Annotated in this window: 19 protein-coding genes; 12 read left to right on the forward strand and 7 right to left on the reverse strand. The window is 58.8% G+C overall.

Annotated elements, in window-relative coordinates; genetic code table 11:
• Positions 1-18: 18 nt before the first annotated feature.
• Positions 19-2,787 carry a DNA polymerase I gene (gene polA / locus F6R97_RS14085; RefSeq protein ID WP_048397336.1) on the forward strand — a complete coding sequence of 923 codons (2,769 nt, stop codon included), beginning with the start codon at positions 19-21 and terminating at the stop codon, positions 2,785-2,787.
• A gap of 300 nt (positions 2,788-3,087) precedes the next feature.
• Here the strand turns inward: polA and yihA are convergent, their stop codons facing one another.
• Entirely contained in the window at positions 3,088-3,729 is a 642-nt protein-coding gene (gene yihA / locus F6R97_RS14090; RefSeq protein ID WP_038980342.1) for a ribosome biogenesis GTP-binding protein YihA/YsxC, read from the reverse strand.
• A 191-nt stretch (positions 3,730-3,920) separates the two neighbouring features.
• Here yihA and F6R97_RS14095 point away from each other — a divergent pair, with 191 nt between their 5' ends.
• The 7 genes from F6R97_RS14095 (at position 3,921) to F6R97_RS14125 (ending at position 11,183) form a co-directional block, all read left to right on the forward strand.
• Positions 3,921-4,211: a c-type cytochrome gene (locus tag F6R97_RS14095; RefSeq protein WP_048397338.1), complete on the forward strand. Its 291-nt coding sequence runs from the start codon at positions 3,921-3,923 to the stop codon at positions 4,209-4,211.
• Positions 4,212-4,257: 46 nt separating this feature from the next.
• Positions 4,258-4,869 (forward strand): c-type cytochrome, encoded by a 612-nt coding sequence (locus tag F6R97_RS14100; protein WP_048397339.1) that lies wholly within the window; start codon positions 4,258-4,260, stop codon positions 4,867-4,869.
• Between the two features lie 198 nt (positions 4,870-5,067).
• Entirely contained in the window at positions 5,068-5,709 is a 642-nt protein-coding gene (gene dsbA, locus F6R97_RS14105; RefSeq protein WP_038980345.1) for a thiol:disulfide interchange protein DsbA, read from the forward strand.
• Positions 5,710-5,723: 14 nt separating this feature from the next.
• A complete protein-coding gene (locus F6R97_RS14110) occupies positions 5,724-6,584 on the forward strand; it encodes an endonuclease/exonuclease/phosphatase family protein (RefSeq protein ID WP_038980346.1) in 861 nt (286 codons plus the stop codon).
• Complete coding sequence (locus F6R97_RS14115) at positions 6,585-8,609, forward strand: GGDEF domain-containing protein (protein ID WP_038980347.1); 2,025 nt, start codon at positions 6,585-6,587, stop codon at positions 8,607-8,609.
• A 104-nt stretch (positions 8,610-8,713) separates the two neighbouring features.
• Positions 8,714-9,493 carry an N-acetylmuramoyl-L-alanine amidase gene (locus F6R97_RS14120; RefSeq protein WP_038980348.1) on the forward strand — a complete coding sequence of 260 codons (780 nt, stop codon included), beginning with the start codon at positions 8,714-8,716 and terminating at the stop codon, positions 9,491-9,493.
• Positions 9,494-9,566: 73 nt separating this feature from the next.
• Positions 9,567-11,183 carry an EAL domain-containing protein gene (locus F6R97_RS14125; protein ID WP_038980349.1) on the forward strand — a complete coding sequence of 539 codons (1,617 nt, stop codon included), beginning with the start codon at positions 9,567-9,569 and terminating at the stop codon, positions 11,181-11,183.
• Positions 11,184-11,196: 13 nt separating this feature from the next.
• Here the strand turns inward: F6R97_RS14125 and F6R97_RS14130 are convergent, their stop codons facing one another.
• Both F6R97_RS14130 and algB read right to left on the reverse strand, forming a co-directional pair.
• Entirely contained in the window at positions 11,197-12,987 is a 1,791-nt protein-coding gene (locus tag F6R97_RS14130) for an ATP-binding protein (RefSeq protein ID WP_038980350.1), read from the reverse strand.
• A 10-nt stretch (positions 12,988-12,997) separates the two neighbouring features.
• Positions 12,998-14,344 carry a sigma-54-dependent response regulator transcription factor AlgB gene (algB, locus tag F6R97_RS14135; protein ID WP_038980351.1) on the reverse strand — a complete coding sequence of 449 codons (1,347 nt, stop codon included), beginning with the start codon at positions 14,342-14,344 and terminating at the stop codon, positions 12,998-13,000.
• A 441-nt stretch (positions 14,345-14,785) separates the two neighbouring features.
• Between algB and F6R97_RS14140 the strand changes: the two genes are divergently transcribed.
• From F6R97_RS14140 to F6R97_RS14155, 4 genes are all read left to right on the forward strand, one after another.
• Complete coding sequence (locus F6R97_RS14140) at positions 14,786-15,070, forward strand: hypothetical protein (protein ID WP_038980353.1); 285 nt, start codon at positions 14,786-14,788, stop codon at positions 15,068-15,070.
• Positions 15,071-15,151: 81 nt separating this feature from the next.
• A complete protein-coding gene (locus F6R97_RS14145; RefSeq protein WP_003177151.1) occupies positions 15,152-15,316 on the forward strand; it encodes a DUF1328 domain-containing protein in 165 nt (54 codons plus the stop codon).
• Between the two features lie 825 nt (positions 15,317-16,141).
• Positions 16,142-17,473, forward strand: coding sequence for a glutamate/aspartate:proton symporter GltP (gltP, locus tag F6R97_RS14150; protein ID WP_038980359.1), 1,332 nt, complete (start codon positions 16,142-16,144; stop codon positions 17,471-17,473).
• A 240-nt stretch (positions 17,474-17,713) separates the two neighbouring features.
• Positions 17,714-18,943, forward strand: coding sequence for a nucleoside recognition domain-containing protein (locus F6R97_RS14155; RefSeq protein ID WP_315866705.1), 1,230 nt, complete (start codon positions 17,714-17,716; stop codon positions 18,941-18,943).
• Between the two features lie 135 nt (positions 18,944-19,078).
• On the opposite strand, the gene F6R97_RS14160 is transcribed toward F6R97_RS14155, so the two are convergent.
• The 4 genes from F6R97_RS14160 to F6R97_RS14175 are packed head-to-tail and all read right to left on the reverse strand — an operon-like array spanning position 19,079 to position 22,590.
• The gene (locus F6R97_RS14160) at positions 19,079-19,705 is read right to left on the reverse strand and encodes an ABC-type transport auxiliary lipoprotein family protein (RefSeq protein WP_217857015.1); all 627 of its coding nucleotides are present in this window, start codon (positions 19,703-19,705) and stop codon (positions 19,079-19,081) included.
• Positions 19,702-20,640: an MlaD family protein gene (locus tag F6R97_RS14165; RefSeq protein ID WP_217857014.1), complete on the reverse strand. Its 939-nt coding sequence runs from the start codon at positions 20,638-20,640 to the stop codon at positions 19,702-19,704. Before F6R97_RS14165 ends, F6R97_RS14160 begins: the two co-directional genes overlap by 4 nt.
• Position 20,641: 1 nt before the next feature.
• Entirely contained in the window at positions 20,642-21,445 is an 804-nt protein-coding gene (locus tag F6R97_RS14170) for an ABC transporter ATP-binding protein (protein ID WP_038980365.1), read from the reverse strand.
• Entirely contained in the window at positions 21,442-22,590 is a 1,149-nt protein-coding gene (locus tag F6R97_RS14175) for an ABC transporter permease (RefSeq protein ID WP_315866706.1), read from the reverse strand. Before F6R97_RS14175 ends, F6R97_RS14170 begins: the two co-directional genes overlap by 4 nt.
• Positions 22,591-22,623 lie beyond the last annotated feature (33 nt).

The following is a 22,623-nucleotide window of genomic DNA, read 5'->3' on the forward strand; positions in this document are numbered from 1 at the left end:
AAAAGGTTGATCCTGCTCATGAGCCAAGCCCCCCTCGTCCTGGTGGACGGTTCTTCTTATCTGTACCGCGCCTTTCACGCGCTGCCACCGCTGACCACGTCCAAAGGCCTGCCGACCGGTGCGGTCAAAGGCGTATTGAACATGCTCAAGAGTCTGCGCAAGCAGTACCCGGACAGCCCGTTCGCCGTAGTATTCGACGCCAAGGGCGGGACCTTCCGCGACGCGATGTTCGCCGAATACAAGGCCAATCGCCCAAGCATGCCCGACGACATGCGGGTACAGATCGAACCGTTGCACGCCAGCGTCAAAGCCTTGGGCTTTCCATTGCTGTGCGTGGACAACGTCGAAGCGGACGACGTGATTGGCACTCTGGCCCGCAGCAGCGCGGCCGCCGACCGTCCGGTGGTGATCTCCACCGGCGACAAGGACATGGCGCAACTGGTCGACGGGCACATTACCTTGGTCAATACGATGACCGGTAGCGCGCTGGACGTGGAAGGCGTGAAAGAGAAATTCGGCGTCGCACCCGAGCAGATCATCGATTATCTGGCGCTGATGGGCGATTCGTCTGACAACATCCCGGGCGTTCCGGGTATCGGCCCCAAGACTGCTTCTGGCCTGCTGGTCGGCGTGAACGGCGGCCTGACCGAGCTCTATGCGCAGCTCGACATCGTCCCGACCCTGCCGATTCGCGGCGCCAAGACCCTGCCGGCCAAGCTCGAAGAGCATAAGGAGATGGCGTTCCTCTCCTATCAACTGGCAACCATCAAGATCGACGTGCCGCTGGACATCGGTCTCGATGACCTGCAAATGGGCAAGCCGGATCACGACAAGCTCGCCGAGCTCTACACCCTGCTGGAATTCAAAAGCTGGTTCGAAGAGAACCAGCGCGACGCGAAGCGCTCGGGTCAGGAAATTGTCGAGGTCGCCCAGGAATTGCCGGGCGCCGCCGAAGCGAAGTACGAAACCATCCTCGACCAGAAGCGCTTCGAGACCTGGCTGGACAAGCTCGATAAGGCACCGCTGATCGCCTTCGTCACCGAAACCAATGGCACCGATGCTCAACATGCACAACTGGTGGGCCTGGCGTTTTCCGTCGCGGCCAGCGAAGCGGCCTACATTCCGCTGACCCATTCCTACATGGGCGTGCCGGAGCAACTGGATCGCGACACCGTGCTGCTGGCACTGAAGCCGCTGCTGGAAAATCCGAACAAACTGAAAGTCGGCCAGCACGCCAAGTTCGAAACCAATATCCTCGCCAACTGCGCCATCGGTGGCGATCAGAACAACGGGATTATTGTTCGGGGCATTACTTACGACACCATGCTCGAGTCTTACGTCCTGGACTCGACGGCCACCCGCCACGACATGGACAGCCTGGCGCTCAAGTACCTGGGCCAAAGCAAGACCGACATTCAAGGGATCGCAGGCAAAGGCGTCAAACAGCTGACTTTCGACCAGATCTCTCTTGAGCTGGCGGGCCCCTATGCTGCCGAAGATGCCGATGTCACCTTCCAGTTGCACCTGGCTTTGCAGGAAAAACTGGCAGCAACGCCAAGTCTGGGTAAAGTGCTCAACGAGATTGAAATGCCGCTGATGCCGGTTCTGGCCCGTATCGAGCGCCAGGGCGCGCTCGTGGATGCCAACCTGCTGGGTATCCAGAGCGTCGAACTGGGCGAGAAACTGGTCGCCCTTGAGCGTGAGGCGTTCGCCATTGCCGGTGAAGAATTCAACCTGGGTTCGCCGAAGCAGCTGGGCGTGATCCTCTACGAAAAGCTCGGCTTGCCCGTACTCAGCAAAACCGCCAAGGGTCAGGCCTCGACAGCCGAAGCGGTACTGGCCGAGTTGGCCGAACAAGACTACCCGCTGCCCAAGGTGCTGATGCAATACCGCTCGCTGAGCAAGCTCAAGAGCACCTACACCGACCGTTTGCCAGAGCAGATCAACGCTCGCACAGGGCGCATTCATACGTCTTATCAGCAAGCCGTCGCCGCCACCGGACGCTTGTCGTCCATCGACCCGAACCTGCAGAACATCCCAATTCGCACTGCCGAAGGTCGTCGGATTCGTCAGGCATTCGTCGCGCCGAAAGGCTACAAGCTGCTGGCCGCGGACTACTCGCAAATCGAACTGCGGATCATGGCGCATCTGGCCAAGGACGAAGGCTTGCTGCATGCCTTCCGCAACAACCTCGATGTACACCGGGCAACAGCCGCAGAGGTGTTTGGCGTCGAGCTGGACGCAGTCACTAACGATCAGCGTCGTAGCGCGAAAGCCATCAACTTCGGTTTGATCTACGGCATGAGCGCGTTTGGCCTGGCCAAGCAGATCGGCGTTGACCGTAAACAGTCCCAGGCCTACATCGACCGCTATTTCGCCCGTTATCCCGGCGTACTGGAATACATGGAGCGCACGCGCGCCCAGGCCGCTGAGCAAGGTTTCGTCGAAACCATCTTTGGTCGTCGTCTGTACCTGCCGGAAATCAACGCAAAAAACCAGGCCCTGCGCAAAGCTGCCGAGCGCACAGCGATCAACGCCCCGATGCAAGGCACCGCGGCGGATATCATCAAGAAAGCCATGGTAACGGTGGATAACTGGCTGACATCGTCAGGCCTGGACGCCAAAGTCATCCTGCAGGTACACGATGAATTGGTGCTTGAGGTGCGTGAGGACCTGATCGACCAGGTGCGTGAGGAGATTCGCGTACACATGAGCAGCGCCGCACAACTGGATGTACCGCTTCTGGTCGAGGTAGGCGTGGGCAACAACTGGGATGAAGCGCACTGATCGGCCTGAAAGACGCCTGTGCTGCGGCCTTATGCCGCAGCACAAAATAACGAAGGGCTATAGTGCGGAAAATGACATCGATTATTTCCAATGGTTTTTGAAAATAGTCTGAACTAAATCCGTGATCCGCCACTCAGAGATACTGAATGGCTGGTGAAGCCCTTCGATGCTCCTATGTTGTGTTAAGTGTTGGCAGATATCTGGACCCCGCCCTAGCGGTCCGGAGCTTGAACCCCGGAACTTCTCCCTCCCCATATGAAGTCCGGGGTTTTTTTTGCCTGGCTTTTCACCTGCAAAGCCTTACTCGGCAGTCTCGCTACCCTTGTCCGCCAGCTCCATCCAGCCCGCCAGTACAGTGTAGGCGTCTTCCAGGCCCATGCGTTTGGGTGCCGAAAAAAGCTGGATAGTGATCGAATCGCCCCAGCCCTTGCGGATTTCCGCCTGAACCTTGAGCAGCGCGTTTTTCGCCGCGCCATAGGTCAGCTTGTCTGCCTTGGTCAGCAAAATATGCATCGGCATGCCGCTGGCGATGGCCCAATCGAGCATCAGCAGGTCGAAATCGGTCATTGGATGACGGATGTCCATCATCAGAATCAAACCTTTCAAACTCTCGCGACCGCCCAGATAGGCTTCGAGGTGACGCTGCCAGTGCAGCTTCAACGGGATCGGTACTTTCGCGTAACCGTAACCCGGCAGGTCGACCAGACGGCGTTCATCGTCTAGCTTGAAGAAGTTCAACAGCTGCGTGCGACCCGGTGTTTTCGAGGTCCGCGCCAGGCTGGCGTGTGTCAGGGTGTTCAACGCGCTGGACTTACCGGCGTTGGAACGCCCGGCGAAGGCCACTTCAAAGCCTTCGTCGTCGGGGCATTGATCGACTTTGGCGGCGCTGAGCATGAAGGTGGACTGTTGGCACAGACCGAGGATGGGGTTCTTGAGTTGCATGGGATTTCCGATGTGGGCGGCGCCGGGAATGGACGCGGCAAGCAGTGTCGTTTCCGTTTCAGTGACGCCAGTATATAATGCCGCAGATTTTGTGTGCGCTTTGTCCCAGCGTAGGATGAAGTTCACGAGAGCGATTGACCTTGATTGCGCATTAGAACGCAGAACGCTCTCAACCCTGAAAAGGTCGTTTTATGACGAAATGGCTGCTAGCTGCCGGTGTCTTGATGCCGCTTTACAGCGCTCAGGCTACACAGGATCCGGAAGCTGTGTACAACCGTGTTTGTGGTGCCTGTCATTCCGGCCAACTACCCATGGCGCCCCGCAAGGGCGATCAGGAAGCTTGGACGCCGAGGTTGGCGAAAGGTATGGAGACGCTGGTGCAACACGTGACCCAGGGTTTCAAGGCGATGCCGCCGCGTGGTTTGTGCAAGGACTGCAGTGCCGAGGATTACCGAGCCATCATCCAGTGGATGAGCGAGTAAACCCGGCCCATAACTCTTTAACCCTTAGCCGTAGTTGGATTAGCTGATGAACAAATTGATCGTGAGTCTGCTGTTGACCGTGGGGATCTCCGGCATTGCCCATGCTGCAGGTGATGCGACTGCTGGTCAGGCGAAAGCCGCAGTATGTGGCGCCTGTCATGGCCCGGATGGCAATAGCATGGCGCCAAACTTTCCGAAACTGGCAGGTCAGGGCGAGCGTTATCTGAACAAGCAGCTGCACGACATCAAGGCCGGCAAACGCACGGTACTGGAAATGACCGGCCTGCTGACCAACCTGAGCGATCAGGACCTGGCTGATATCGCCGCCTACTACGCCAGCCAGAAAGGCAGCGTCGGCGCCGCCGACCCGAAAGTCGTGGCTCGCGGTGAAGCACTGTTCCGTGGCGGTGATCTGGCCAAGGGTCTGCCAGCCTGCACCGGCTGCCACTCTCCAGACGGCAAAGGCAACGCTGCTGCCGGCTTCCCGCATCTGGGCGGCCAGCATGCCCAGTACGTCGGCAAGCAACTGACCGATTTCAGAAAAGAAGAAGGTGGCCGGACCAACGACGGCGATACCAAACCGATGCAGAGCATCGCTAAAAAGCTGAGTGACGAAGATATCGCCGCAGTCTCCAGCTATATTCAAGGCTTGCACTAAGGCCTGCGATCGAGCGTTGCGAGTGATGTACATCTCTTGCAACGTTAACACTCGATTAATCCGTCGATGCAAACATAAAAAGGGTAGCTTTGGCTGCCCTTTTTTGTGGCCGCTGCCGTTACACTACAGCACTCAAGCCCGCCAGGATCTGTCTGAAAACAGGTCGCGCGAGGCGCCCCAATTGTCCAGGAGTAAAGCATGCGTAATCTGATCATCAGCGCCGCGCTCGTCGCTGCCAGCCTGTTCGGCATGACTGCCCAAGCCGCCGAAAAACCTGAAGCGCCCTATGTCGAACTGAGCAATCCGGTCCCGGTGGCCGTGCCTGGCAAGATCGAAGTCGTGGAGCTGTTCTGGTACGGCTGTCCGCACTGCTATGCCTTCGAACCTGTCGTTAACCCATGGGCTGAAAAGCTGCCTGCCGACGTGAATTTCGTGCGTATTCCGGCGATGTTTGGCGGCCCTTGGGACGCACACGGCCAGATGTTCCTGACGCTTGAAGCCATGGGTGTCGAGAACAAGGTTCACGCAGCGGTGTTCAACGCGATTCAGAAAGAACACAAGAAACTGACCGACAAACAAGACATGGCGGACTTCCTGGCGACCCAAGGTGTAGACAAGGACAAGTTTCTGGCCACCTTCGACTCCTTCGCCATCAAGGGCCAGATCAACAAAGCCAAAGAACTTGCAAAGAAATATGAAATCACCGGCGTGCCTACCATGGTCGTCAACGGCAAGTATCGTTTTGACATCGGCTCTGCCGGTGGTGCCGAACAAGCGCTGAAACTGGCCGATCAACTGGTCGCCAAAGAGCGAGCGGCAACCAAGGCCGTCGCCAACTAAGCGCGGCACCTGCCATGCGCCGCTGGGGAACTGAACGCATCGTTGGCCTGCATCATCCGCAGGTCAACGAGCATCACCTGGAATCGACGGGGTTGCCCGTGGACAGCCGTCTGCGTTTGCTCAGTTTCAATATCCAGGTCGGCATCAGTACCGAGCGCTATCGGCACTATCTGACCCGCGGCTGGCAACATCTTTTGCCGCACAACGGGCGTGCCGATAACCTGCAAAAAATCGGCAATCTGCTGGGCGACTTCGATCTGGTCGCCTTGCAGGAAGCCGATGGCGGCAGCCTGCGATCAGGCTACGTCAATCAAGTCGAACACTTGGCGCAGCTCGGCGCCTTCCCCTACTGGTATCAACAACTCAATCGCAATCTGGGTCATCTCGGTCAGCACAGCAATGGCGTGCTCAGCCGGCTGCGCCCGTGGGCAATTGAAGATCATCCGCTACCGGGGCCCAAGGGTCGCGGAGCTATTCTGGTGCGCTTTGGCGAAGGTCCTGAGGCGCTGGTGGTAGTCATGATGCACCTGGCGCTGGGCGCTCGCGCCCGCAGCCTGCAACTGGCTTACATCCGCGAGTTGATCGGCGGTTATAAACACCAGGTGCTGATGGGCGACATGAACACCCATGCCAGTGACTTGCTGCAAAACTCCCCGTTGCGTGATTTAGGCCTGCTCGCGCCGCAACTGGAAGCGACCTTCCCCAGCTGGCGCCCACAGCGTTGCCTGGACCATATTCTGCTCAGCCCCACCCTGACCCTTGAAAAGGTCGAAGTGCTGGCACATCCCATTTCCGATCACCTGCCGGTCGCGGTAGAGATTCGTCTGCCGGGTTCGCTCACGGCCGATGCATTGCCCGCGTTGAGTCCTGCCTGAATGAGCGACGAAGCACAGCGCTGGAAAGAGAAATACCTCAAAAGCATCGAACAACAAGAAAAACTGGAACGTCGATGGGACGCCCGGCTTGATCTGCTGCGTCGTGGGCTGGTGCGCAGTACCCTGGCCGCGGAAGGTACCGATCGCGCCGTTGATCAATGCATGAAGGAAATGCGTGAAGTCGTACGCACCGATGACATGGATGCCGGCCTGGCTGCCTTGCTGCCGCGCCTGGAAAAAGCCGTGCTCGACTCTGAGCAACGCCGGGAAACCCGAGTCGATCAAGTCAGTGCCGCACTGACGGCGCTGGTCTCTCAGCTGCAAGCGTTGCCACTGCCCAGGGAAGTGAGCCGGCCACTGAAAAAATTCGCCAAACAGCTCGACGGACGCGTAAGCCAGGCTCGCGAAATTCCGTTGCTGCTTAGCGAGCTGAGCGGCTTGCAAGGCAAAGCCTTGAACCTGCTGGAGAACCCTGCCGAACCTGATCGTCCGGGGTTTCTGCAGCGGTTGTTCAGTAGGGAAACGGAGGAGACTGCGCCACAGATCGTCGCCCCCGAATCACAAAGACCTGCCGCGCAACCTGTCGAACCGGTTGCAGCAGCGCCGACCGTGCCCCTGGAAGCGACGGTCAATCTCGCGCCAGCCGCCGATAAACCGCAAGTGGTGCTGCCAACTGTAGAAGTCGCTCTACCCGCCGCTGCACCGCTGCAAATTCAGGCGCCAACAACAATGGCACCTGCGGCTGAAGTCATGGCGTTTGTCCCGCCAGTCCTTGATCCAGAAGCTAAAAGCAGTCAGATCCCAGAGCCTCAAACACGATTACACATTGAGCGACCACAAGAGCCGGCTCCCTCAATTGCCGCCCCGGTCACTGCGGCCCCCTTGGCAATCAATCCCGATGAACTGACTCCGGTCACTATCGATCCAGAGCCGTCTGAGCACGATATTCTGTATGCCCTGCCGGACTCGCCGGAACCGTCCTACAGCTCTGTCGCCAAGCATATCGAAGAAACGCTGCTGGGCCTTCTCGATGATCTGGCGTTGCCCGAGCGCCATCGTCCGCAAGCCGAGGCGATGCGCGATCGTCTTCAAAATGGCTTGAACTGGTACGAACTACTACCCATCCTCGATGACCTGGCCACATTGATGCTGGCAATCACCGACAGCGGCCAGCACGAATTCGAAGCGTATCTACAGCAACTCAACGAACGACTTGAGTCATTCCAGAGCAACCTGCAGGCCGCAAGCGACGGCCACGCCGACAACCGTTCGGCCGCGCGCGAGATGGACACGCAGATTCGCGAGCAAGTCGACGGCTTGCAAAGCAGCATGCAGGAAGCGGCAGATCTTGATGATCTCAAGCATGTGCTGGAAAACCATCTCGAAGGCCTGCTCGGCACCATGGACCAACACCAGAAGCAGCGCGATGAGCGTGAGCAGGAAGTAGCAGCCCGTCTGCAAAGCCTGGCCGAAAGGGTTGCCCATATGGAGCAGGAAGCCCTGGGCTACCGCGAGCATCTTGAAGAACAGCGCCAGAAGGCGTTGATCGATCCATTGACCAGCCTGCCGAATCGAGCAGCCTGGAGCGAGCGCCTGGAGCATGAAGTCGGCCAATGGCAGCAACATGGCAATACCCTGTTGCTGGCAATGCTCGACCTCGACCATTTCAAACGCATCAATGACAACTATGGCCATCTGGCGGGCGACAAGGTGCTGAAAATCATCGCCAGCGTGCTACGCAAGCGACTGCGCGGGACTGATTTCATCGCCCGATTTGGCGGTGAGGAGTTTGTACTGTTGATGCCTGCCACAATCCCTATGGTCGGCGCGAAACTGCTGGAAACCTTGCGCGCATCGATCGAAGCCTGCCCGTTCCACTTCAAGGGCGAGCGAGTCACCATCACTATTTCCATGGGACTGACAGCATTCAGGGCTGGGGAACACAGCGACCTGGTGCTTAAAAGAGCCGATCAGGCGCTATATCGTGCGAAAAATACTGGACGAAATCGGGTAGAACTGGGCTGACGGCCAATTGTTCCATTTTGTTTAAAGGAACGTTTTTTGCCGTCAGCGCCGCAAGGCGATACGTTACACTGTTGCATTATTGTCTCGCGTGTATTGCCCTAGCCATGAAATGTCTTGTTCTTATTGCGTCGCTGCTTCTATTAGCCGGTTGTGCCAGCGGCCCCCGAATCGATACCAGCCACCCTTCAGCCAATCACGACAGTCGTATTCAGTTCGTGGTGATGCATTACACCTCCGCATCCCTGGAAGAGTCGTTGCAATTGCTGACCCATGGCGAGGTCAGTAGCCACTACCTCATCAGCGACGACAAGCGCGCCACTATTTATAAGCTGATGGATGAAAATTTCCGGGCCTGGCACGCTGGTGAAAGCGAATGGCAAGGCCGGACCTGGCTGAACTCCAGTTCCATTGGTATCGAGATCGTCAATCAGGGCTTTAAGGACACCCCGAACGGGCGTCTTTGGTATCCCTACAGCGAAGCCCAGATTCAGTCGATGATCTTCCTGCTCAAGGACATCAGTAAGCGCCAAGGGATCAGCCCCCGCCACATCATCGGTCATAGCGACATCGCACCGATGCGCAAACTCGACCCAGGCCCGCTGTTCCCCTGGAAGCGCCTGGCTGCCGAAGGCCTGGGGATCTGGCCAGACGAGCAGACCGTGGCGCGGCAGCAAGTGCAGTTCGCCGTGCAACTGCCAAGCATCAGTTGGTTTCAGGGACAGCTTGCCCGCTTGGGCTATGCCACGCCGCAAACCGGCGAACTGGATGTAGAAACACGTAATGTACTGGCGGCCTTTCAGCTGCATTTTCGCCCTTCCCGTTTCGACGGTACACCGGACGCACAAACCGCGGCGATTCTTCAGGTGTTGAATCAGACAAAATAATGACGCCCGCCCGACGGTCAGCGCTTTTTCCAAATCAGCAGCTATAACTCATTGGTAATTCTTCGGATATTCCATGATGCCTGCTGCTCGGGAGAGACTGCATAGCTGGTTCTATCGCCCTTGGTTTTTGGCGATGCTGGCTACTGCCTTGAGCGCAACGCTTCTAACGGTTGGCAGTTTGTTCGTGGCGATGAATCAAGTCGAGCACAATGAAAGCCAGGAAATGAATGCCCAGGGAGAACGTTTTCTGGTCCGTCTGGAGCAGCTGTTCGGGCAGTTGCGCGAAAGCCTAGATGATCTGCAAGCCCAACCGCTGCGAGGTTGCGATGACGAAATGATCGCCACCCTGCAGCAGGTCAGCTTCAATTACCGCTTCGTTTATGAAGCCGCTTATATGGACACTTCGCGAACCTGCTCCAACCGCCCCCGCCAGGAAGGGGTATCGCTGATCCGACCGCCGGACATCAAGGGCCCCACCTACAGCTATTGGCTGAACACCACCACCGAACCCGATGAGAACCGCGCCGCACTGATGCTTGGGCGCGGCAATTTCCGGGTGGCGACGTCGCGCGGGCATTTGACCGATATGGTCGATCTGTCTCCGGGGAGCAGCCTGTTGGTGGTACTCGACCAGGGCACCCGGGCGATTCCGGTACTCGGTGTCGCGCAGGCCTGGCCCCCCGCGGAGCCCTGGCCCCCGAAAAGCCGCGATGCGCTGCAAGTCACCCATACCCGACTGATTTACCGAATGCCCACTAACACCCCCGAATACCAACTGGTACTGATCACCCCACGCACTGGAATGCATGTACCGGCGGTATGGTGGTGGCTACTGCCGGCCAGCCTGGCGCTGAGTGCCTGTGTCGGTATTCTGGTGTTTTTGCTGGTACGCCAGCGTCAGTCGCTGGATGCCGAACTGCAAGGCGCCATACGGCGAGGCGAGCTACAGGTGTTGTATCAACCGATCTTCGACCTCGACAGCCGCAACTGCGTCGGTGCCGAGGCCCTGCTGCGCTGGCGAAGGCCGGACGGCACGCTGACCAGTCCCGACCTGTTCATTCCCATGGCGGAGAATACCGGCCAGATCCGCCAGATGACCGACTTCGTATTGCAGCGCCTGCTGGAACAGCTCGGGCAACTGTTGCGGTCCAATCCGCAGCTGTACATCTCGGTCAACCTGGCAGCCTGCGATGTCATGGTGCCGCGTATCGGCCAGGTGATGGCGCGCCTGCTGAGTGTGCACCGAGTGGCGGCCAGGCAGATTGCCTTTGAAGTGACCGAGCGCGGATTGGTCGATGTGGTGGTGGCCAGAGAAAACCTGCAAGCCCTGCGGGATGTCGGGCATCAGGTGCTGATCGATGACTTTGGCACCGGCTATTGCAGCCTCGCCTACCTGCAAACCCTACCGGTGGACTGCCTGAAAATCGACAAGGCGTTTATCGACGCACTGGGCCATGATGCCGCCAGCAGCGGCGTGGCACCGCACATCATTCGCATGGCTCAGGCCCTGCAACTCAAGGTGATTGCAGAAGGCATCGAACATGAAGCCCAAGCGGTGTTTCTGAGCAGCGAGGGGGTGAAGTTTGGTCAGGGCTGGCTGTTCGCCCATGCACTGAGCGCCGTGCAGTTCATCGAACTGATTACCCGTGGCCGCCGACTGAGCACGCGACGCCTGGACGACGAGGCCTGAGTGGGCCCCCAGTTTATAGCGCCAGCGCCATGTAGAACTGCGTCCCCTGCCCCGGCCGCGAGTAAACACCCATCCGCCCGCCATGCAGTTGCACGATTTCCTTGCACAGCGCCAGACCAAGCCCGGCACCGCCCTTTTTGCGGCCGACCTGGACAAAGGGCTCGAAGATCCGTCCTTGCTGGCCGTAAGCAATGCCTTCGCCGTTGTCCTCGACGCTGATAATCATCCGCTCGCCATGGCGCCGGGCTTGCAAACGGATCAGTCCATCGTGGGAGGTATGGCGCAAGGCGTTGTCAATCAGGTTGTCGAGCACCCGCTCCAGTTGCGCCTGATCGGCTTGCAGCCGCGGCAACGGTCCCTGCACTTCCACCAGCAGTTCAATGCCTTTCTCCTGTGCCGGGCCGGCAAAACGTATCTGGGCCTGATCCAGCAAGTCTTCGATGGAGCACGGTGCCAGCGTGAGTTTTTGCAGGCCATTTTGATAGCGAGAGAAATTCAGCAGGTCATTGATCAACTGCATCAGGCGCTGCATTTCTTCGTTGACGGTGTCCAGCAGGTCGGCTTCGCGGGAGTCTGCGGCAAAATGCGTCCGCTCGCGGAACAGGCCGAATGCCATGTGCATCCCGGTAACCGGTGTGCGCAACTCATGGGAGGCGCGCAAGACGAACTCGCTGCGTACCCGTTCGAAGGCACGCTGTTCGGTGACGTCATGCAACACCATCACCGCGCCGAGAATATGACCCTGGGTATGGCTGACCGGCGTCAGGCTATACGTCAGCAATCGCGACTCGCCATCGACCTCGATGCTCAGGTCGTCCGGCGCTCGTTCCAGAGTGCCGCCGCGCAACACCAGTTGCAGTTGTTCATCCAGTTCGGGACGCTCAAGCGCCGTGCCCAGCCCTTGGCCGAGACGATCGGTGTCCCAGCCTAGCTGGCGCTGAGCCACTGGGTTGAGGTGCTCGAGATGACCTTGACGATCGATAATCAGCAAACCGTCGTCGATGCTGTCGAGCACCGCTTGCAAACGTTGCTGGCCGGCGAGCAGCTCGTCGATATTGGTAGCCTGGTGCTCACGCAGGGCCTCAGCCATGATTCCGAACCGCCGGCTCAACTGGTTCATTTCCACCGCGGACGAAATCGGCAGGGTCACTTCGAAATTGCCCTGGCCGATATTGTCAGCTGCCTGCACCAGAGCCTCGATCGGAGCCCCGAACCGTCGGGCAATCGCATGGGCGGTAATGAACCCGATGAACAACACCGCCACCCCGACCAACCCAAGCAGGCCGGCAATCAACAGTGCCCGCTCCCGGGACTCGCGCTCGATCTCAGTGATGTTATCCAGTGCGCGCTTCTGTTCAGAGATCAAACCGTTACGCAACGCGTTGAATTTTTCCGTGAGATCTCCGTCATCATTGACTACCTGTACCGGAGCGCGGGAAAGATCAAAGGCCTGCAGTAAGCTCTGATAATCAGCCTTGGCCTTTCTGAAACCATACTGGCCACCCTCGCTGGACGGCTCGCGAGCAATGCCTTCGTCAAGCAATTCGAGGGAATGCTGCCTGGAGGCCTCGAACGCCGCAGGGTCAGGGTTCTCGCCAAGCACGATAATCAGTTGATCACCCAGGCTCTGACGCAGCTTCAATCCCAGATCCAGCGTGACGAAGTTGTCACGGAGCAGGGCTTCCTGAGTCCCAGCCATCTGCATCACGCTGACCAGCCCGAGCAAGAGCCCTAGCAGCGCCACGGTGATCAGCGCGGAAATACTCAGAAACAGCCGGGTGCGCAACGTCATCGCCAGTTTCATCGGTTAAGACTCACAGGTTGTACTGCTTGCGTTTGCGGTACAGGGTCGAGGCATCGATACCCAGGGTCTTCGCCGCCTGGTCCAGCGTGTCGGCCGTGGCGAGGACCGCGCCAATGTGAGCTTTCTCCAACTCATCCAGGCTCAACGCAGCACCAATGCGCGGCGTGTGGTTGGCCGGGATCTCGGCCATGCCCAAGTGGCTGAGCTCTACCCGCTCCTGCGGACAAATAATGCTCGCGCGCTCCACCACGTTGCGCAGTTCGCGAATGTTGCCCGGCCAGCGGTAGCTGAGCAGCGCTTCGCGGGCCTCGTCGCTGAAACACCGGGCCGGACGCGAGTATTCCTTGACGAAGCGCGCCAGGAAGCGGTCTGCCAGGTTCAGAATATCTTCCCTGCGCTCGCGAAGCGGCGGCAAGTGCAAGGTGATGACGTTCAGGCGATAGAGCAAATCTTCACGAAAACGACCATCGCGAACCATGTCTTCCAGGTTGAGGTTTGTGGCTGCGAGGATTCGCACGTCGGCGCGACGGGTCACCGGGTCGCCCACGCGCTCGTATTCCTTGTCTTGGATGAAACGTAACAATTTTGGCTGCAAGGTCAGTGGAAAATCGCCGATCTCGTCGAGAAACAACGTTCCGCCGTCGGCCTGATTGACGCGACCCAAGGTGCTTTCGCTGGCACCGGTGAAGGCGCCCCGGCTGTGGCCGAAAAGCTCGCTATCCATCAACTCTGCAGTCAGGGACGGACAGTTGATGGTGACGCAGGATTTCTTCTGGCGTTTGCTCCAGCCGTGAATCGCCCGTGACAGTTCACCTTTACCGGTGCCGGACTCGCCGAGAATCAGGATGTTGGCGTCAGTACTGGCGACCTGACGTGCGGTTTCGAGCACCACTTTCATGGCCGGACTGTGGGAATCCAGGCCCTCCTTGGGTTTGCGCACTTCACCTTCGAGGGCTTCCAGCCGCGCCGAGAGTTGTCGCACTTCCAGCTGTTTGGCCGTGGCCAGACGCAACTGGTCGGGGCTGCAAGGTTTGACCAGATAGTCGGCGGCACCGGCCTGAATCGCATCCACCGCAGTGTCCACGGCCGAATGAGCAGTCACGATCACCACCCGCATCCACGGCGCCTGGATGCGCATTTGGGCCAGTACATCGAGCCCATTGTCTTCACCCAGCCGCAAATCGAGAAAGCACAGATCGAAAACCTGGCGCTGCAACAAGGCTTCGGCCTGAGCAGCGCTGGTCGCGGTGGCCACGCTGTAGCCTTCATCTTCGAGGCAATAGCGAAAGGTTCGAAGGATGGCGGATTCATCATCCACCAGCAGAATGCGGCCTTGATGCTCAGTGGCTGATTCCATGTTCCTGCGCTCCTTTAATTGTTGATTTTGGTTAGGCCCAGAAAAATCGGGCAAGTTGCATGATTGATTGTGGCCGATTTCAGCTAAATCAGCGGAGCTATCTACTTATTAACAAGATAACCAACTGATTTATATGATTTTTTATTAATGAACCGTTCTGCGCCGATGGCCTGCGTCCCTTTCTGACATCTGCGCCCTTCCCTCAATTCCAAAAATATTGAAAGTTTTCGCGAGTCCATCGTGCATTACGCACGACCTCAGAAGGTCCATCGTGCAGGATGCGTCCAAAACGATTTGGACAAACCATCTAATTCATTGATTTTTAACATATTAATACCAACAAAAAGCTGGCATGCAGGCTGCAGGAGTCTGGGTAACCAGGGCATTTAATGAATCAGCGCCCGCCAAAGATCACTACCCCAGCGTGGGAGGAACTTCAGGATGAATCGCCAAGGTGCCGCCCAATTGCGTATCTCGCCTTTGCTTGTCCAGCAAGGCTTGTTTGTCCTGCTGGCGTTATTGATCACCTTGATTGGCGGCCAGCAGTACTTGCGTTGGGAACAGAGCCAGCAGCCAGAGACGCCGCACCTGTCGATTCCACACACTCCTCAAACCCACTTCAGCGCCGCCAGCAGCAGCCTGGCTGACAGCGACTCGATGCGAATGATGGACGTCGACCAGGCCCAGCCTGTGGATGAGACGCCTCAGGAGCGTTGGGTGTTTTAAGCAAACGAACTTGGCGCGCTCAACGCGCCGGGATAAGCACCACAAGCAACACCTTTAAATAGAAGCGTAAGGAGAATCACCATGTTGAGCTGGGCAATCACATTCTTGATCATTGCCATCATCGCTGCAGTATTGGGCTTCGGTGGTATCGCGGGCACCGCCACGGGTATCGCCAAGATTCTCTTTGTCGTATTCCTGGTGATGTTCATTGCTTCCTTCTTCTTTGGCCGCCGCGGTCGAGGCTGAACATGAGCATTTCGTTAAAGACAGTGGCAGCCGCCCTGCTTCTGGGCGGCAATGCCATGGCGATGGCGGCCAATGATGGCCAGATACGCCAATGAATGGCTCAATTGATGGAACAACTAAAAAAGATCCAGGCTGGTACTGAGTTTCGAAACACGAAAGAGGCCCCAGCGCTTCTTTCCACTGCGCTACCCGAGGACGGTAGACGCATGACCAAGGGGTCGGGACGTTCTGACTGTTTCAGGGTCGGAGTGACCTACGGGTACAGGGAGTACCTGCGCAAGGGCCGGGTCAGGCAAAGCTGCGACGCAAGTTCGCCGCAGGCAGCGCCTCGACGGACTTGCGGAGAGCTTCAACGTGCAAAACGTTGATCTAGAGCATTCAGCTCATCTGTTCTTAGTGCATATTCCCCGCAAAACCGTTTCGCGGTGTTTCTTCTTGACCGTATATCGAGAAAGCTCCGACTTTCCCGAGAAGAAAATTCGCAGCCAAACGTAGGCCTTTTCCTAAATTTCCGCCTATTTAAAAAACATCGACCTGCGCTGAAATGGCCGGCATACGGCACTTATGCCCGCCTGAATGTCGTATTCAAACCGGGTGGGACGCGGGTTTCAGTTAGAAAATCTCATGCCGATTCGGCATAGGGTAGGCGTTTACGGCATTAGACGGCGCTTCCCGGCATCGGAATAGTTGCGCCTTTTTCACTGCCTGAGAGCTGTAAATGCTCGCTCGCGGGGACCTTATACGGGGGCCGATGCAAGACTTGTTCGCCATTGGGCGTTTCAGTTCGTGCATCAGCCTGAGTCAAACGCAAGTAAGGGTAAAGATATGAAGAAGGCAAAGCTTAGCCTCGCCTGGCAGATCCTCATCGGTCTGGTTCTGGGGATAGCAATTGGTGCACTGCTCAACCATTTCAGTGCCGAAAAAGCCTGGTGGATCAGCAACGTGCTGCAACCGGCAGGCGATATCTTTATCCGTCTGATCAAGATGATCGTGATCCCGATCGTGATCTCCTCGCTAGTCGTCGGCATTGCTGGCGTGGGCGACGCGAAGAAACTCGGTCGCATCGGTCTGAAGACCATCATTTACTTCGAAATCGTCACCACCATCGCCATTCTGGTCGGTCTGGTGTTGGCCAACGTGGTCCATCCGGGCACCGGCATCGACATGAGCACCCTGGGTACGGTGGATATTTCCAAGTACCAGGCCACTGCCGCCGAGGTTCAGCATGAACATGCGTTCATTCAGACCATCCTCAACCTGATCCCGTCGAACATCTTCGCGGCCATGGCCCGCGGCGAAATGCTGCCGATCATCTTCTTCTCCGTGTTGTTCGGTCTCGGTCTGTCGAGCCTGCAATCGGACCTGCGCGATCCGCTGGTGAAGATGTTCCAGGGCGTATCGGAAAGCATGTTCAAGGTCACCCACATGATCATGAACTACGCCCCGATCGGTGTGTTCGCATTGATCGCGGTAACCGTGGCCAACTTCGGCTTCGCCTCTCTGCTGCCACTGGCCAAACTGGTCGTTCTGGTTTACTTCGCCATCGCTTTCTTCGCCTTCGTGGTGCTGGGCCTGATCGCTCGCCTGTTCGGCTTCTCGGTGATCAAGCTGATGCGCATCTTCAAGGATGAGCTGGTCCTGGCCTACTCCACCGCCAGTTCCGAAACCGTGCTGCCGCGCGTGATCGAGAAGATGGAAGCTTACGGCGCGCCGAAAGCCATTTGCAGTTTCGTGGTACCGACCGGCTATTCGTTCAACCTCGACGGTTCGACCCTGTACCAGAGCATCGCGGCAATCTTCATTGCCCAGCTCTACGGCATCGACCTGTCGATCAGCCAACAATTGCTGCTGGTGCTGACGCTGATGGTCACCTCCAAAGGCATCGCCGGCGTACCGGGCGTGTCCTTCGTGGTGCTGCTGGCCACCTTGGGCAGTGTTGGTATTCCGCTGGAAGGCCTGGCGTTCATCGCCGGCGTCGACCGCATCATGGACATGGCCCGTACCGCGCTGAACGTGATCGGTAATGCCTTGGCCGTGCTGGTCATCGCACGTTGGGAAGGTATGTACGACGACGCCAAGGGCGAGCGCTACTGGAACTCCCTGCCGCACTGGCGCAGCAAGGAAAAGCTGCCGGTTGGCGAGATTTCCAGCAACTGACGTAGATCCCTGTAGGAGCGAGGCTTGCCCGCGAATGGGACGCCGCGGTGTTTCAGTTGCACCGCGTTATCGTTCTTCGCTGGCAAGCCATACTCCTACAGGACCGAGTTGCACGCACAATGTGTAGGGCGCAATCCCGCAGCGCGATAAACGCTCGCAAACAAACCCCGGAGAAATCCGGGGTTTGTCGTTTCTGCCTACCCCGCTATCATTCGCCGCATCTTCCGGGGGATTTGACTGATGCTTAATGGCCTGTGGCTTGGCTTCTTCATCGTGGCTGCCGTTTCGGCGCTGGCGCAATGGCTGATCGGCGGTAACGCCGGGATCTTTGCGGCGATGGTGGAGAGCATTTTCGCCATGGCCAAATTGTCGGTCGAGGTCATGGTCCTGCTGTTCGGCACCCTCACCCTCTGGCTGGGTTTTCTGCGGATTGCCGAAAAGGCAGGGATCGTCGAATGGCTGGCCAAGGCGCTGGGCCCATTGTTCCTGCGCCTGATGCCGGAAGTGCCGGCCGGGCACCCGGCCATCGGCCTGATCACGCTCAACTTCGCCGCCAATGGCCTGGGCCTGGACAACGCCGCCACGCCGATCGGCCTCAAAGCCATGAAGGCGCTGCAAGAGCTCAACCCCAGCGACACCATTGCCAGCAACGCGCAAATCCTGTTTCTGGTGCTCAACGCCTCCTCCCTGACTTTGCTGCCGGTGACGATCTTCATGTACCGCGCCCAGCAAGGCGCGCCCGATCCGACCCTGGTGTTCCTGCCGATTCTGCTCGCGACCAGTTGCTCGACCCTGGTCGGCCTGTTGTCGGTGGCGTTCATGCAGCGTCTGCGCCTGTGGGACCCAGTGGTGCTCGCCTACCTGATTCCCGGTGCCCTGGCCCTCGGCGCCTTCATGGCGCTGCTGGCGACGCTCTCGGCGACCGCTCTGGCGAGCCTGTCATCGATCCTCGGCAACCTGACGCTGTTCGGGCTGATCATGCTGTTTCTGGTGATCGGCGCATTACGCAAAGTGAAGGTCTACGAGGCGTTCATCGAAGGCGCCAAAGAAGGCTTCGACGTGGCCAAGAATTTGCTGCCGTATCTGGTGGCGATGCTCTGCGCTGTGGGCGTGCTGCGAGCATCCGGAGCGCTGGATTTCGGTCTGGACGGGATTCGTCATCTGGTGGAATGGGCCGGTTGGGACACGCGCTTCGTCGACGCGCTACCGACGGCCATGGTCAAACCCTTCTCCGGCAGCGCCGCACGGGCAATGCTGATCGAAACCATGAAGACCTCCGGAGTCGACAGCTTCCCGGCGCTGGTGGCGGCGACAATTCAGGGCAGTACCGAAACAACCTTCTATGTGTTGGCGGTGTACTTCGGCGCGGTGGGCATCCAGCGCGCACGGCATGCGGTGGGGTGTGCGTTGCTGGCGGAATTGGCGGGGGTGCTTGGCGCGATCGGGGTTTGCTACTGGTTCTTCGGCTAAACCAAGAACCCTGTGGGAGCGGGCTTGCTCGCGAAGAGGCCGGTACATTCAACATCTCTGTTGACTGACACACCGCCTTCGCGAGCAAGTCGAATCGTCGCACCGCCGCTCCCACATTAAATAGGCGTCGGACCTTTATGGCCTCAGCGGCGGCGCAACTTTCTGACCTTGCTCCACCGTCCAAGCCACCACCTGCGCCGTCAATTGGTCGCTGGCCAAGCCAAAACCGGTCACCACTGCCGGCACCTTCACATCACTCAACGGCTGACGCACTTCAAAGTGCCGGCTGGCGAGGATTCGCTGGTCATACCCACGCACCAGCAACGCATCCAGGCGCACGACCACACTCGCTGCCGTGCCCTGATACTCGGTCTGGAATGCTTGCAGGTTGCCGCCCAGCTCCAGGTCTGCCTGGAAATTGCTGTCATCGGTGCTGAGCAACGGCACCCGACCGTCACGCTGGAAACCATCAAGCAGACGATTACGCAACAGCACCGGTGCCGGATCGCTCCAGCGTGAGGCCTTGTAGCTGCTGATCAGGTCACCTTGAGGTATCACTGCGATTTTCGGGTTGTTCAAGGCTTCGCTAGTCTGAGGCTTGGCCAGCCGCAACGACCAGCGCTGCGGCGTGCCGTGTTGGGCCGATGCGTCGCGCTGTGCCGACGGCAGTCGATAGACATCGGACGGCTCGGCCTTGGGGAAAATCGAACAGGAAGCGACCAACGCAAAACCGGCGAGGAGGGCGAGATGAGCCTGCTTCATGGCGTGAACTCCTTGTTCTTGTCATTGCCCAGCAGGTAACCGCTGGGGTTGGCCTCAAGCCGCTGGGAAATGGTCCGCAACGAACTCAAGGTATCGCGCAGCTCGCGCACCGCCGGCGCCAGGCCATTGAAGCCCTGCATGCCGCTGTTGAGGGAATCCTGATTGGCGGAAAGCAATGTGTTGATGGTCGCGCTGCTTTGCTCCAGGGACTTCATCGCTTGCTCGGCACTGCCGAACATCTGCTTGCCCTGATCGTTGAGCAGGCCATTGGCGTTGCGCATCAACGCGGTGGTCTGTTCCAGGGTGGCGCTGGCCTGCTTGCCAACCGAAGCCAGTTGCTGCATCGCCTGACGAATATCGCCGCGCTGATCGGCAATGGTGCCTGTGGTTTGCTCCAGGTTCTCCAGGGTGCTGCTGATACGCGCGACGTTCTCCGAGGAAAACAACTGATTGGCGTTGTGCATCAACACGTTCACGCCCGCCATCAGATCGCTACTGTCATTCATCAACCGGGCAATGGGCGAGGGCGATGCAACGATTGTCGGCAAATCACCGTCCTTGCCCTTGAGCGTCGGACTTTGTGGCGTGCCGCCGCTGAGCTGGATGATCGAAGTCCCGGTGATCCCGGTCAGCGCCAGCTTGGCCTGGGTGTCTTCTTTGATCGGAGTGTCTCCGCCCAGGCGAATCCGCGCCAACACCCGGCGCGGATCGTTCGGGTCCAGGCGCAGCATCACCACGTCGCCGACCTTGATCCCGCTGTACTGCACGGCGCTACCGTTGGACAGGCCGCTGACCGCCTCGTTGAAGACGATTTCGTAATCCTTGAATTCGGTATCGACACTGGACTTGGCCAGCCACAGACCGAAGAGCAGGGCGCCTGCCACCACTATGACGGTGAACAGGCCGATCAATACGTGATGGGCTCGGGTTTCCATGTCAGACCTCGTTGAGCTGGTTAGCGGCTGTCAGCGCCGCGCGGCCGCGAGGGCCATGGAAGTATTCGTGAATCCACGCATCATCGGTTTCCGACACCTTGTCGATGGCGTCCGCCACCAGCACTTTCTTCTGCGCCAGCACTGCCACCCGGTCGGTGATGGTGTAGAGCGTGTCGAGGTCGTGGGTCACCAGAAACACACTCAAGCCCAAGGCATCGCGCAGGGTCAGGATCAGTTGATCGAAACCGGCGGCGCCAATCGGGTCTAGACCGGCGGTGGGCTCGTCGAGAAACAGGATGTCCGGGTCCAGCGCCAACGCTCGGGCCAAAGCCGCGCGCTTGATCATGCCACCGGACAGCGAAGCAGGGTATTTGTCGGCCGCCGACAACGGCAACCCGGCCAACGCCAGTTTCACCGCAGCCAGGTGCTCGGCGTCGGCACGGCTCAGGCCGGCGTGTTCAATCAGCGGCAGGGCGACGTTCTCGGTCACGGTGAGCGAAGAGAACAAAGCGCCTTTCTGGAACAACACACCGAACCGCCGTTCCACCAGCGAGCGCTCGTGTTCCGACAGGCTCGGCAAGTTCTTGCCGAAGACCTTCACCAGCCCTTCGCTGGGCTGACGCAGGCCGACAATGCTGCGCAGCAGCACCGATTTGCCGCTGCCGGAACCGCCGACCACCGCCAGAATCTCGCCCTTGTACAAGTCCAGGTCGAGGTTCTCGTGCACGCTCTGCCGGCCGAAGCGATTGCACAGCCCACGGACTTCAATCACCGCCTCTGAAGGCGCTCGGGGTAAACGACTCACCAGTCCATCTCCATGAAAAACAACGCAGCCACGGCGTCGAGCACGATCACCACGAAAATCGACTGCACCACACTGGACGTGGTGTGCGCGCCGACGGACTCGGCGCTGCCGCTGACCTTGAAGCCCTCGAGGCAGCCGATGGCGGCAATCAGGAACGCAAAAATCGGTGCTTTGACGATCCCCACCAGAAAGTGCTGAACGCCGATATCCGATTGCAGCAGTGACAGGAACATCGCCGGCGAAATATCCAGCGACAGCGCGCAGACCACGCCACCTCCGACAATCCCTGACACCATCGCCAGAAAGGTCAACATCGGCAGCGCCACCAGCAACGCCAGGACGCGGGGCACTACCAGCAACTCCATCGGGTCGAGGCCGAGGGTGCGGATCGCGTCGATTTCTTCGTTGGCCTTCATCGAACCGATCTGCGCGGTGAACGCACTGGCGGTGCGGCCCGCCATCAGGATCGCCGTGAGCAACACGCCGAACTCCCGCAGAAAAGAGAACGCCACCAGGTCCACGGTGAAAATACTCGCGCCAAAACTCGCCAGCACCGTCGCCCCGAGAAACGCCACCACAGCGCCCACCAAAAACGTCAGCAGGGCGACGATGGGGGCGGCATCGAGGCCGGTCTGCTCGATGTGAGCGACCATCGGCGTGAGGCGCCAGCGCTTGGGCCGAAACAACCCGCGAGCAATGGTTTCCAGAATCAGGCCGACGAAACCCAACAGTTGCAACGTGTCCCGCCAGACCGCATCGACCGCGCGGCCGATGCGGGTCAGCAGTTGAATGCCGACGCTGATTTCCGGTTCTTTGATCGGCACGCAGAAATCGGTCAGCGAGCAGTACACCGTCTGCAGCAAGGCGCGATCAGCGGAAGAAAGGGTGCAATCGGGGTGTTCGGCAGATTTGCCCAGCCGCTCGGCCCCCAGCAGCTCCACCAGCAATGACGCACCCGCCGTATCGAGCGCGCCGAGGCCATTGAGATCGATGTGGGTGTTGCTGTCGTATTGGCCACGGAGCTTTTCGCTCAGGCGGCTGAGATCGGCGTAATGGGCGAGCGTCCAGTCACCCGTGACCCGCAACAGGGCAGGGCTGTGCGAGGTGTCCAGTTGGGCACTGCCGGGCATTGTGCTGCTAGTCATAAGCTCCGTGCTTGTTCGGCTATTACGCAGATC

Origin of the sequence: Pseudomonas sp. JV414 (genome assembly GCF_032424305.1) — a bacterium.
GTDB lineage: Bacteria > Pseudomonadota > Gammaproteobacteria > Pseudomonadales > Pseudomonadaceae > Aquipseudomonas > Aquipseudomonas lini.

What these genes read in the sequence shown, in the direction of transcription:
- dsbA (WP_038980345.1), top strand. Translation starts at nt 5,068, where the DNA reads ATGCGTAATCTGATCATCAGCGCCGCGCTCGTCGCTGCCAGCCTGTTC.
- algB (WP_038980351.1), bottom strand. Translation starts at nt 14,344, where the DNA reads ATGGAATCAGCCACTGAGCATCAAGGCCGCATTCTGCTGGTGGATGAT.
- F6R97_RS14115 (WP_038980347.1), top strand. Translation starts at nt 6,585, where the DNA reads ATGAGCGACGAAGCACAGCGCTGGAAAGAGAAATACCTCAAAAGCATC.
- F6R97_RS14095 (WP_048397338.1), top strand. Translation starts at nt 3,921, where the DNA reads ATGACGAAATGGCTGCTAGCTGCCGGTGTCTTGATGCCGCTTTACAGC.
- gltP (WP_038980359.1), top strand. Translation starts at nt 16,142, where the DNA reads ATGAAGAAGGCAAAGCTTAGCCTCGCCTGGCAGATCCTCATCGGTCTG.
- F6R97_RS14130 (WP_038980350.1), bottom strand. Translation starts at nt 12,987, where the DNA reads ATGAAACTGGCGATGACGTTGCGCACCCGGCTGTTTCTGAGTATTTCC.
- F6R97_RS14175 (WP_315866706.1), bottom strand. Translation starts at nt 22,590, where the DNA reads ATGACTAGCAGCACAATGCCCGGCAGTGCCCAACTGGACACCTCGCAC.
- F6R97_RS14120 (WP_038980348.1), top strand. Translation starts at nt 8,714, where the DNA reads ATGAAATGTCTTGTTCTTATTGCGTCGCTGCTTCTATTAGCCGGTTGT.
- F6R97_RS14140 (WP_038980353.1), top strand. Translation starts at nt 14,786, where the DNA reads ATGAATCGCCAAGGTGCCGCCCAATTGCGTATCTCGCCTTTGCTTGTC.
- polA (WP_048397336.1), top strand. Translation starts at nt 19, where the DNA reads ATGAGCCAAGCCCCCCTCGTCCTGGTGGACGGTTCTTCTTATCTGTAC.
- F6R97_RS14145 (WP_003177151.1), top strand. Translation starts at nt 15,152, where the DNA reads ATGTTGAGCTGGGCAATCACATTCTTGATCATTGCCATCATCGCTGCA.
- F6R97_RS14125 (WP_038980349.1), top strand. Translation starts at nt 9,567, where the DNA reads ATGATGCCTGCTGCTCGGGAGAGACTGCATAGCTGGTTCTATCGCCCT.
- F6R97_RS14100 (WP_048397339.1), top strand. Translation starts at nt 4,258, where the DNA reads ATGAACAAATTGATCGTGAGTCTGCTGTTGACCGTGGGGATCTCCGGC.
- F6R97_RS14165 (WP_217857014.1), bottom strand. Translation starts at nt 20,640, where the DNA reads ATGGAAACCCGAGCCCATCACGTATTGATCGGCCTGTTCACCGTCATA.
- F6R97_RS14155 (WP_315866705.1), top strand. Translation starts at nt 17,714, where the DNA reads ATGCTTAATGGCCTGTGGCTTGGCTTCTTCATCGTGGCTGCCGTTTCG.
- F6R97_RS14160 (WP_217857015.1), bottom strand. Translation starts at nt 19,705, where the DNA reads ATGAAGCAGGCTCATCTCGCCCTCCTCGCCGGTTTTGCGTTGGTCGCT.
- F6R97_RS14110 (WP_038980346.1), top strand. Translation starts at nt 5,724, where the DNA reads ATGCGCCGCTGGGGAACTGAACGCATCGTTGGCCTGCATCATCCGCAG.
- yihA (WP_038980342.1), bottom strand. Translation starts at nt 3,729, where the DNA reads ATGCAACTCAAGAACCCCATCCTCGGTCTGTGCCAACAGTCCACCTTC.